This window comes from Actinocorallia populi (genome assembly GCF_002995495.1).
In the GTDB taxonomy this organism is placed as follows: domain Bacteria; phylum Actinomycetota; class Actinomycetes; order Streptosporangiales; family Streptosporangiaceae; genus Actinocorallia; species Actinocorallia populi.
The window spans coordinates 83795-94487 of record NZ_PVZV01000015.1 but is presented as its reverse complement, the minus strand read 5'-3'; the positions used below and the strand labels follow the sequence as shown (position 1 = coordinate 94487).

The 10693-nt window shown below is 70.2% G+C and carries 9 protein-coding genes; 4 read left to right on the top strand and 5 right to left on the bottom strand.

The window, feature by feature from the left end; all coding sequences use genetic code 11:
• The first annotated feature begins 546 nt into the window (after positions 1-546).
• A complete protein-coding gene (locus C2865_RS38465; protein ID WP_232836053.1) occupies positions 547-1248 on the top strand; it encodes a nitroreductase family protein in 702 nt (233 codons plus the stop codon).
• A gap of 4 nt (positions 1249-1252) precedes the next feature.
• Here C2865_RS38465 and C2865_RS38460 read toward each other — a convergent pair whose 3' ends face one another.
• A complete protein-coding gene (locus C2865_RS38460) occupies positions 1253-2074 on the bottom strand; it encodes a putative RNA methyltransferase (protein ID WP_106403715.1) in 822 nt (273 codons plus the stop codon).
• Positions 2075-2094: 20 nt separating this feature from the next.
• The gene (gene trxA / locus C2865_RS38455) at positions 2095-2451 is read right to left on the bottom strand and encodes a thioredoxin (RefSeq protein WP_106403714.1); all 357 of its coding nucleotides are present in this window, start codon (positions 2449-2451) and stop codon (positions 2095-2097) included.
• Between the two features lie 158 nt (positions 2452-2609).
• On the opposite strand from trxA, the gene C2865_RS38450 reads away from it, so the two are divergent.
• Together C2865_RS38450 and C2865_RS38445 are read left to right on the top strand one after the other, a co-directional pair.
• The gene (locus tag C2865_RS38450; RefSeq protein ID WP_106403713.1) at positions 2610-3623 is read left to right on the top strand and encodes a sigma-70 family RNA polymerase sigma factor; all 1014 of its coding nucleotides are present in this window, start codon (positions 2610-2612) and stop codon (positions 3621-3623) included.
• A 120-nt stretch (positions 3624-3743) separates the two neighbouring features.
• Complete coding sequence (locus C2865_RS38445; protein ID WP_106403712.1) at positions 3744-5090, top strand: class II 3-deoxy-7-phosphoheptulonate synthase; 1347 nt, start codon at positions 3744-3746, stop codon at positions 5088-5090.
• A gap of 76 nt (positions 5091-5166) precedes the next feature.
• Here the strand turns inward: C2865_RS38445 and C2865_RS38440 are convergent, their stop codons facing one another.
• The 3 genes from C2865_RS38440 to C2865_RS38430 are packed head-to-tail and all read right to left on the bottom strand — an operon-like array spanning position 5167 to position 7031.
• Entirely contained in the window at positions 5167-5565 is a 399-nt protein-coding gene (locus C2865_RS38440) for an ATP-binding protein (protein WP_106403711.1), read from the bottom strand.
• Positions 5565-5876, bottom strand: coding sequence for an STAS domain-containing protein (locus tag C2865_RS38435; RefSeq protein ID WP_106403710.1), 312 nt, complete (start codon positions 5874-5876; stop codon positions 5565-5567). Before C2865_RS38435 ends, C2865_RS38440 begins: the two co-directional genes overlap by 1 nt.
• A gap of 21 nt (positions 5877-5897) precedes the next feature.
• Complete coding sequence (locus tag C2865_RS38430; RefSeq protein WP_232836052.1) at positions 5898-7031, bottom strand: PP2C family protein-serine/threonine phosphatase; 1134 nt, start codon at positions 7029-7031, stop codon at positions 5898-5900.
• A gap of 110 nt (positions 7032-7141) precedes the next feature.
• On the opposite strand from C2865_RS38430, the gene C2865_RS38425 reads away from it, so the two are divergent.
• Positions 7142-10693 carry a hybrid sensor histidine kinase/response regulator gene (locus tag C2865_RS38425; RefSeq protein ID WP_106403708.1) on the top strand — a complete coding sequence of 1184 codons (3552 nt, stop codon included), beginning with the start codon at positions 7142-7144 and terminating at the stop codon, positions 10691-10693.

Here is a 10693-nt window from a genome sequence, read left to right as displayed (position 1 = left end):
ACTTTTAGCACGCTGTTGAGTTCTCAAGAAACGGACTCGCTCTTTCGTCCACCCTCGCGGGCTTCCTCCGGAGCAACTCGTTTAACTTATCAGGTCTTTCTTCCCTGTCAAATCCGTTCTTTCGACCGGATTCCCTGGAATGGGACCCTCGCAGTTCGTTCTGCGCCTTTCGGCGTTTCCCTCGCTGCGATGTTTCTAATTTAGCAGGCCCTTCCGGAGTGTCAAATCAGCGCTTTCCCGCTTCATTTCCACATCCCAGCCCATTCCCACGGACAGCAGTAATCCCGAACTTCGAGGAGTTCGCGCTCTGCTGCTGAAGTGGAGTCCTACCGGGGCCGGCCGCCGCTGGCGTCCTGCATCCCCTCAACGGGCTGACCTGAACCAGGGTAACCCCGCGAACGAACATCCGCATGGGGTTTTCCGTAGTTCGGCTCACCGAGCGTACGTATGTTCCCCGAGGACGTCAAACCGGAAGCCCCTGTGGTGGCGGACGCCACAGGGCGTCCAGTAACTTCTACCGACCCAGTCGACGTTCCGGGAGGCACAGTGGCGACGCCGATCGTCGCGGGGGCCCTCAACGAGCACAACGCCAGCAGGTTCGTGGTCGCCGGAGCGCTCGCGCCCGCGCTGCACGACATCCGGGCCTCCCGGCTCCGGGCGCTGCCGGGGCTGGTGGAGGTGCACGCGGATCCGGTGCGGTTCCGAGCCGCCGCCGACCCCCGCGCCCGCGGTCTCCATCTGAGTTGCGGCGCCGCTCTCTTCAATCTGCGGTTGTCCTCGGTTCAGGTGGGTTACGAGCCCGTCGTCAGGCTGCTTCCGGACCGGGGCCATCCGACGCTGCTGGCGTCGGTGCGGCTGGCGGGCCCCAGGCGTTCCCGTCCTGAGGAGCGCCTCCTGTACGCGGCGAGTCTGCGTCCGCTTCCCGGCCGCCAGCCCTACGGGGACCAGCGCCCGCCGCTTCCGGTGCTGCAGGAGTTGCAGGAGGCGGCGCGGCTGGAGGGTGCCGCCCTCCATCTGCTTCCGCGGAGCGGCGGTCCTCAGACCGCGGTGCTCGTCACTTCGGGGGACGGGCCGTCCGCGTGGTTGCGTGCCGGCCAGGCATTGCAGAGCCTGTTGCTGCATGGAGCGGTCCGTGCGGTCTCCGTGTCCTTCCTTTACGACGTGACGCGGGTGCCGCGGGCGCTGGAGAGGCTCCATCCGGGTGAGGTCCCGCAGATCGCGGTGGAGCTGGCGCGCACCGGCCTGTGACCGTTCAGCGTTCGGGGAGGTAGACGGCCACCCTCACCTGGGCGGTGGCATCGATCTCCGTTCCCAGGCCTGCGAGCCGTTTCCGCAGTTCCCCTTCGGGTACGTGGTGCGCGCTGGGGGTCATCCCGACGAGGGTGGCGGCTTCTTCCGAGGTGAGCCGCAGGGCGATGGTCACCAGGTCGGCGGACTCCAGGCGGAAGGTTCCCGCGAACGTCTCGGCGAGCCGTTCGTCTTTGCGCTCGTCGACTGACAGCAGTCCCAGCGGCCCTACGAGTTCGGCGAGGTGGGCCGCGGTCGGCGTCGCCACCAGCAGGCGGCCGCCCGGACGCAGGACGCGGCGGAACTCGGGGGCGTTGCGGGGGGCGAAGACGTCGTAGACGGTGTCGACCACCGCGTCGCGCACCGGCAGGTCGCGCCACAGGTCGGCCACGACCGCGCCGATCCCCGGGTGGGCGCGTGCCGCACGGCGCATGGCGTGTTTCGACAGGTCCAGGGCCAGGCCCCGTTCGGCGGCGCCGGAGCGGAGCGCGGCGGCGAGGTAGTGCCCGGTGCCCGCTCCGGCGTCCAGCACGGTGCCGGAGGCCAGTTCCGCCAGGGCGGACGCCAGCGGCGTGTAGTGGCCGGCGTCGAGGAAGCCCGCACGGGCCTGGACCATGGCCGCGGTGTCCGCGGTGCCGGTGGCGGCGCCGCCCGCCAGCAGGCTGGCGTAGCCCTGGCGGGCGACGTCGAAGGAGTGCCCCGCGGGGCAGCGCAGCGCGCGCTCCCCCGCGGTGAGATCGCCCCGGCACAGGGGACAGGCCAGGAGGTCCTCGACGTCGCTCAGCACCCGACCAGGGTAGGGCGTGCTCAGCTCTGGCCGAGCTTGCTCCTGATCTCGTCCATGTCCAGCGCGCGCACCTGCTCGATGATGCTCTCCAGCGCCTGCTCGGGCAGGGCGCCCGGCTCGGCGTAGACGATGACGCCGTCGCGCACCGCCATGATCGTGGGGATCGAGCGCACGTCGAAACGGGCGGAGAGGCCGGGCTGGTCCTCGGTGTCGACCTTGGCGAAGGTGACGTCGGGGTGGAGCTCGGAGACCTTCTCGTAGACCGGACCGAAGCGCATGCACGGGCCGCACCAGGAGGCCCAGAAGTCGATCAGCACGATGCCTTCGCCCTGCGCGACCTCGTCGAAGGTGTCCTCGGTCAGCTGGACCGTCGCCATGCCTGGGTTCTCCCGTTCTGCAACGTATTGGAAGCCTGTGAAATGGGCACCCCGTAGAGCAACGGAGCGGCTACGGCTATTCCCCGGCCGATCCGGGAATCACAGAGCCGTAATTAACGTTGGCAGTGTAGGGAACCCTCGACCGGAGAAGGGGCAGGATGGCTGCAACTCGTGGCGCGATCGCGGACCACCCCGACAAGGATCTCGTCGGCGCCTACCTCGACAGGATCGGGCGCCGGCCGCTCCTCGACGCCGTCGAGGAGGTCGAACTGGCCAAGGCCATCGAGGCGGGCCTGTACGCCCGGCAGCTGATCGAGACCGGTGAGCTGCCCGAGGGGGTGACGCCGGCGGAGCTGCGGGAGATCGCCGAGCAGGGGCTGGCCGCCAAGGAGCGGTTCGTCGAGGCCAACCTGCGGCTGGTGGTGTCGATCGCGCGCAAGTACCCCACCGAGTCCCTGCCGCTGATCGACCTGATCCAGGAGGGCAACCTCGGCCTGATGCGGGCGGTCGAGAAGTTCGACTACCGGCGCGGCTACAAGTTCTCCACCTACGCCACCTGGTGGATCAGGCAGGCGATCGGCCGGGGGCTCAGCCACACCGCGCGCGCCATCCGGCTGCCGGTGCACGTGGAGGAGGAGCTGTCCCGGTTGCGCCGGGCCGAGCGCACGCTCGGCCGGGAGCTGGGGCGCGACCCGCTGCGCGAGGAGCTGGCGGCCCTGCTGGACACCACGCCCGAGCACGTGGACGAGCTGCTGGGCTGGCGGCGCGACCCGGCCAGCCTCGACGCCAGCGTGGACGACGAGGGCGAGACCCCGATGGGCACCCTGCTGCAGGACCCGGAGGCGATCACGCCGGAGACCGAGGTGGTCGCCGCCGACGACCTGGTGGGCCTGGCCCGCATGCTGGAGCGGCTGCCCTCCCGGGAGCAGGCGATCCTGCGCGCCCGGTTCGGCATGGAGAGCGGCGAGCCGCAGTCCTACGCCCAGATCGGCGCCCGCTACGGCCTCTCGCACAACCGGGTGCGCCAGATCACCGACCGTTCGCTGCGGCGGCTGCGCCAGCTGGTGCTGGAGTCCGACGCCGAGGGCGGGATCCCGGTGCAGGCCGCCGCCCCGGTCGGCGCCCGCAAGGCGCCCGAGCGCGCGAGCCGCGCCACCCCCGCCGCGGCATGATCTTTTCCTGTCCGCCCGGTGACGGGATTCTGTCGGCCGGGGCCTGACCTCGGCCGACATGAAAGATCTCCGCGGGTGGACGGTGCCTTCATCCCGCACACTGTTCTACTCTGATATGTCGTGAGCACCCAGAGCAGCACCTCGTTGGATCTCGACGCCTGGCGCGGGCTGACCGCCCTTCAGCAGCCGGAGTGGGCCGATCCCGCCGAACTCCAGACCGTCACCACCGAACTGGCCCAGCAGCCGCCGCTGGTCTTCGCCGGCGAGTGCGACCAGCTGAAGGACCGGCTGGCCGCGGTCGCCCGCGGTGAGGCCATCGTGCTGCAGGGCGGCGACTGCGCGGAGACCTTCGAGGGCTCCAACGCCGACGCCGTCCGCAACAAGATCAAGACCCTGCTGCAGATGGCCGTGGTGCTGACCTACGCGGGCAGCGTCCCGGTCGTCAAGATCGGCCGGATGGCCGGCCAGTTCGCCAAGCCGCGCTCCAAGCCGACCGAGACCCGCGACGGGGTGACGCTCCCGGCCTACCGCGGCGACATGGTCAACCGCCTCGAGTTCACCCCCGAGGCCCGGCGCAACGACCCGCAGCGCCTGCTGCGCGCCTACTACTCGGCGGCCACCACGCTGAACCTCACCCGCGCCTTCACCAAGGGCGGGTACGCCGACCTGCGCCAGGTGCACGCCTGGAACCAGGACTTCGTCGCCGGCAGCCCGGCGGGCCAGCGCTACGAGCTGCTCGCGGGCGAGATCGACCGGGCGCTGACGTTCATGCGCGCCTGCGGGGCCGACCCCGAGGAGTTCGCCGAGGTCGACTTCTACTCCAGCCACGAGGCGCTGATCCTCGACTACGAGCGGGCCCTCACCCGCATCGACGCCCGCACCGGCCTGCCCTACGACGTGTCGGCGCACTTCCTGTGGATCGGCGAGCGCACCCGCCAGCTCGACGGGGCGCACGTGGAGTTCCTGCGCCACATCCGCAACCCGATCGGCGTCAAGCTCGGCCCGACGACCACGCCGGACGACGCGCTGGCGCTGGTGGACAAGCTCAACCCCGAGGGCGAGCCCGGCCGCCTCACCTTCATCACCCGGATGGGCGCCGGCAAGGTGCGCGACGCGCTGCCGCAGCTGGTGGAGAAGGTCAACGGCTCCGGAGCGCCGGTCGTGTGGCTGTGCGACCCGATGCACGGCAACACCTTCGAGGCCGAGTCCGGGCACAAGACGCGGCGGCTGGACGACGTGGTCGACGAGGTCGCCGGCTTCTTCGAGGTGCACCGCGCGCTGGGCACCCACCCGGGCGGCGTGCACCTGGAGTTCACCGGCGACGACGTGACCGAGTGCATCGGCGGCGGGCACGAGATCGCCGAGAGCGACCTGCACGAGCGGTACGAGACCGCGTGCGACCCGCGCCTGAACCGCCAGCAGTCCCTCGACCTGGCATTCCTGGTCGCGGAGATGTACCGGGGCTGAGACCGGCCGTGACATGTGCGAGGGGCGCGCCGCGGCGCGCCCCTTCTCCCGTTCCCGGTGTCCGGCGGGCCGGCCCTCAGCCGGCGATGGCCGCCCGGGAGGTGACGTCGATCTCGGCCCAGACCATCTTGCCGCCGTCCGGGGCCGGCTCGGCCCCCCAGGACCTGGCGTAGCAGTCGACCAGGAACATGCCGCGGCCGCCGTCGGACAGCGGGTGGAGATCGCGCAGGACGGGCAGCCGGTGGTCGCGGTCGCGCACCTCGACCCGGACGTGTCCCTCCCCGCGCACCAGCCGCAGCTCGAACGGGGTCGCGGCGTGGGTGACGGCGTTGGCGACGAGTTCGGCGACGATCGCCGTCACCGGCTCCTCCCCCGCGCTCATGTTCCAGGCGCGCATGGTCCTGGCCACCAGCCTGCGGGCCTGCTCCACCGCCTCGGTCAGCGGTGCGGCGCGCAACGTGGTCTCGTCGTACATCACAGCTCGCGTATCAGGTATTTGTCCAGACCGGTGGTGCGCAGGACGTTCTCCACCCGCCCCTGGGCCCCCGTCACGACCAGGGCGGCGTCGGTCACCCTGGCGTGCTTGTAGGCCCTCACCAGCACGTTCAGCCCCGAGGAGTCGCAGAAGTCCACCGCGGCCAGGTCGACGACGATCTGGCGATCGCCTTCGTCGAGCAGGCCGATCAGGTGGGTCTGCAGGCTCTCGGAGGAGTGCAGGTCGATGGAGCCGCGGGCGGTCACCAGCGTCCGGTCTTCGTCTCGTCTCGTGTCCAGGGCCAGCCTCACCAGACAAACATAACCCGAGCGTCAATCCAGTGCGCGCAGCACGACGATGGCCATGTCGTCGTGGCCGGGCTCGGCGGAGAAGTCCCGGACGGCCTGGTCGACGGCCGCCGCCACCGCGCCGGCGCTGAGCCCGGCGCAGGCGGCGAGCAGCTCCTCCAGGCCGTGGCCGTCCCCGAGCAGGACGTCACCGTCGCGGCGCTCGGTGACGCCGTCGGTGCAGGAGAAGAGCACGTCGCCCGGCTCCAGCTTGGTGGTGTCGACGGTGAAGTCGATATCGTCCACCACGCCGAGCAGCGGCTGCGGGGAGGCGCACTCGGTCACCTTGCCGTCGGGCGAGAGGATCAGCGGCAGCGGGTGCCCGGCGCACACCAGGGACAGCTCGCCCTGGTCGGTCAGCTCGCCGTGCAGGAGCGTGAGCAGGCGGCCGCGCTCGCCCTCGGCGAGGATCAGCCGGTTCAGGCGCTCCACGACGTCCGGCAGCGGCATGCCCTCGGCGCCGAGGATGCGCAGGGCGTGGCGGGCCAGGCCGGTGACGGCGGCCGCCTCGGGGCCGGTGCCGCAGACGTCGCCGATGGCGAACCGCCAGCGGGTGCGGCCGTCCTCACCCGGCGGGCAGGCGAACACATCGTAGAAGTCACCGCCCACCTCCGCGCCCTCGCCGGCGGGCAGGTAGGTCACCGCCAGATCGAATCCGGGGAGGTCCGGTAGTTCCGGGGGCAGGAGGCTGCGTTGGAGCGCTAGGCTTGTGGACTTCTGTTCCGCATAAAGCCTGGCATTGTCGAGCGCCAGCGCCGACCGCCGGACGAGCTCCTCCGCCAGCTCGAAGTAGTCTGGTGGGAACCGTCCGGCCCGGCCGATGGCGATCGCGCCCAGCTCCCTCCCCCGGGCGACCAGGGGAATCGTGCAGGCCAGGTCGTCGCCCCACGGAACGGGCGGCCCCGACGGTGGCCGCCCCTCCAGCTGCAGGAGGTGTTTCAGGTCATCCGAACAGTCTTCATCGGTGTGCCAGACATAGACCGGCGGCTGATCCTCGTCAGTGTAGGCCGCGCACCAGGTGGCGAGCCGCGGTACGACCAGTTGCGCGGTCAGCGCCAGGATCCCCTGGGGATCCAGGGTTCCGGCGAGCAGCTCGCTCGCCTCCGCGACGAAGGTCATCCACCCTCGCCAGGTCCTCTCGTTGAACTCAGCCGAAGAGGGCATTACTCGGTCCTGTCCGTTCGCTCGACCAGTGACAGACTCCCCACCGGATGTACTAGGAGCACCCTATGCCTAGAACGATAAGCGTGAATTCCAGACTGGACGGAAACCCACGTTACAGCGACGCCGATATGGAACCCCTGCTCCAGGCCCTGTCCAAGTTGCGCGACGGGGACTTTCGCCCCAATTCCCTTGAGGGTCAGGGTGCCGTGGCCACGGCGCTGCTCCTGGTGGACCAGATCAGGGAACGGGCCTCCCACCACCACCAGGAGGCCATCCGGGTGCGCAAGGAGGTCTCCCGCGAGGGGCGGATGGACGAGCGCCTGAACGCCGGGCCCGGCGCGGGCTCCTGGGCGGCGACCATCGACGCGGCCAACGGGCTGATGGACGCCTTCACGGGCCCGACCGTGGCGATGGCCCAGGTGGTGGAGGCGGTGGCGTCCGGCGACCTGTCGCGCAAGGTGGAGCTGCGGGCGGACGGGCGCGCGCTGCGCGGGGACATGTTGCGGATGGCCCGGTCGGTCAACACGATGGTGGACCAGCTGGACACCTTCACCGCCCAGGTCACCCAGGTGGCGCGGGAGGTCGGCACCGAGGGCAGGCTGGGCGGCCAGGCGCCGCTGCGGGGCATGTCTGGCCGGTGGCGGGACGTGACGAGCGCGGTCAACACGATGGCGGGCAGGCTGACCGCGCAGGTCCGGGACATCGCGGTGGTGACGACGGCGGTGGCCAAGGGCGACCTGACCCGCAAGGTCACCGTGGAGGCCACCGGGGAGCTGCAGGAGCTGAAGCAGACCGTCAACACGATGGTGGACCAGCTGTCGGCCTTCGCCGACGAGGTCACCCGGGTGGCCCGCGAAGTCGGCACCGAAGGCAACCTCGGCGGACAAGCCAACGTCCGCGGCGTCAGCGGCGTCTGGAAAGACCTCACCGACAACGTCAACGGCATGGCCACCAACCTGACCTACCAGGTCCGCAACATCGCCCAGGTCACCACCGCCGTCGCCCACGGCGACCTGTCCAAGAAGATCACGGTGAACGCCCAGGGCGAGATCCTGGAGCTCAAGGACACCGTCAACACGATGGTCGACCAGCTGTCGGCCTTCGCCGACGAGGTCACCCGCGTCGCCCGCGAAGTCGGCACCGAAGGCAACCTCGGCGGACAAGCCAACGTCCGCGGCGTCAGCGGCGTCTGGAAAGACCTCACCGACAACGTCAACGGCATGGCCACCAACCTGACCTACCAGGTCCGCAACATCGCCCAGGTCACCACCGCCGTCGCCCACGGCGACCTCACCCTCAAGATCGACGTCGACGCGCGCGGCGAGATCCTCGAGCTGAAGACGACCATCAACACCATGGTCGACACCCTGTCGTCCTTCGCCTCCGAGGTCACCCGGGTGGCCCGCGAGGTGGGCAGCGAGGGCCGTCTGGGCGGCCAGGCCGAGGTCGAGGGCGTCTCGGGCACCTGGAAGAGCCTGACCGAGAGCGTGAACGAGCTCGCCTCCAACCTCACCACCCAGGTGCGGGCGATCGCCGAGGTGGCCTCCGGCGTGGCCAGCGGCGACCTCACCCGCTCCATCACCGTGGAGGCCAGGGGCGAGGTCGCCGAGCTCAAGGACAACGTCAACCTGATGGTGGCCAACCTGCGCGAGACCACGCGGGCCAACCAGGAGCAGGACTGGCTGAAGACCAACCTGGCCCGGATCGGGCAGCTCATGCAGGGCCAGCGCGACCTGGCGCAGGTCTCGCAGCTCATCATGAACGAGCTGACCCCCATGGTCGGCGCCCAGCACGGCGCGCTGTACCTGGAGGCCGACGCGGAGCTGGTGCTGACCGCGGGCTACGGGCTGGCCCGGGACCTGGTGGGGCGGGTGCGGTTCACCACCGGCGAGGGCCTGGTCGGGCAGGCCGCCATGGAGCGCCGCACGATCCACGTCCGCTCGGTGCCCGACGACTACCTGAAGGTCAGGTCGGGGCTCGGCGAGTCCGCGCCGGCGAGCGTGATCATCCTGCCGATCGTCTTCGAGGACCGGGTGCTCGGCGTGGTCGAGCTGGCGGGCTTCGACGACTTCAACCCGGTGCACCTGGCGTTCTTCGACCAGTTCACCGAGACGATGGCCGTCACCATCAACGCGATCATCGCCACGACCCGCACCTCCTCGCTGCTGGAGGAGTCCCAGCGGCTCACCCAGGAGCTGCAGGAACGCTCCGACGAGCTGCAGCGCCAGCAGGCGGAGCTGCGCCGCTCCAACACCGAACTGGAGGACAAGGCGGCGCTGCTGGCCAAGCAGAACCGGGCGATCGAGATCCAGAACTTCCAGATCGAGCAGGCGCGGCGGGCGCTGGAGGAGCGGGCCGAGCAGCTCGCGGTGTCCTCGCGCTACAAGTCGGAGTTCCTGGCGAACATGTCGCACGAGCTGCGCACGCCGCTCAACAGCCTGCTGGTGCTGGCCAAGCTCCTGTCGGAGAACACCGAGGGGAACCTGACCTCCAAGCAGGTGGAGTTCGCCCGGACCATTCACGACTCGGGAACCGACCTTCTCCAGCTCATCAACGACATCCTCGACCTGGAGAAGGTCGAGGCGGGCAAGATGGACGTGCATCCGCAGCCGCTGGAGCTGGCGGCGCTGGTGGACTACGTGGACGCCACGTTCCAGCCGATGGCCGCGGACAAGGGCCTGGACTTCGACGTCCGGATCGAGCCCGGCACCCCCGAGACGCTGTTCACCGACGAGCAGCGGCTCGAGCAGGTGCTGCGCAACCTGCTGTCGAACGCGGTGAAGTTCACCGCCGACGGCAGGGCCGAGCTGGTGATCGCCTCCGCCGACGCCGAGGAGGTCGCCTCCCCCGCGCTGCGGGACGCCGGGCCGCTGGTGGTGTTCCGGGTGATCGACACCGGAATCGGCATCGGCGAGGACAAGCTGCAGCTGATCTTCGAGGCGTTCCAGCAGGCGGACGGCACCACCAGCCGCCGGTACGGCGGCACGGGCCTGGGCCTGTCGATCAGCCGGAACATCGCCCACCTGCTGGGGGGTGAGATCCAGGCCGAGAGCGAGCTGGGCGCGGGCAGCGTCTTCTCGCTCTTCCTGCCGGTGGAGTACCGGGGCACGGGCGCCTCCGAGCCGGCCGCGCCGCCCTTCCCGCAGCCGCCGACGCCGGTCGTGGAGGACCTGTCGCTGATACCGCCGGCGGAGCCGGACGAGCCGCCCGCCGAGTACCTCGACCGTGTCCTGTCGGGGCGCAAGGTGCTGGTCGTCGACGACGACGTGCGCAACGTGTTCGCGCTCACCAGCGTGCTGGAGGGCTACGGCATGGACGTGCTGTACGCCGAGGACGGGCAGGCCGGCATCGACCTGCTGCAGCGCAACCCCGATGTCGCGGTCGTCCTGATGGACGTGATGATGCCGGGCCTGGACGGCTATGCCACCACCGAGGCGATCCGGAACATGCCGCAGTTCGCCGAGCTGCCCATCATCATGATCACGGCCAAGGTGATGCAGGGGGACAGGGAGGCGGGGCTGGAGGCCGGCGCCTCCGACTACGTCGCCAAACCGGTGGACGTCGACCACCTGTTGAGCGTCATGCGCACCTGGCTCCAGCAACCGGAGGTGGACTGA

Bases quoted from the DNA above. Each gene is read 5' to 3' on its own strand.
- trxA (WP_106403714.1), bottom strand. From the start codon at position 2,451: ATGGCGACGGTCCAGCTGACCGAGGACACCTTCGACGAGGTCGCGCAG.
- C2865_RS38450 (WP_106403713.1), top strand. From the start codon at position 2,610: ATGGCTGCAACTCGTGGCGCGATCGCGGACCACCCCGACAAGGATCTC.
- C2865_RS38440 (WP_106403711.1), bottom strand. From the start codon at position 5,565: ATGTACGACGAGACCACGTTGCGCGCCGCACCGCTGACCGAGGCGGTG.
- C2865_RS38430 (WP_232836052.1), bottom strand. From the start codon at position 7,031: ATGACCTTCGTCGCGGAGGCGAGCGAGCTGCTCGCCGGAACCCTGGAT.
- C2865_RS38425 (WP_106403708.1), top strand. From the start codon at position 7,142: ATGCCTAGAACGATAAGCGTGAATTCCAGACTGGACGGAAACCCACGT.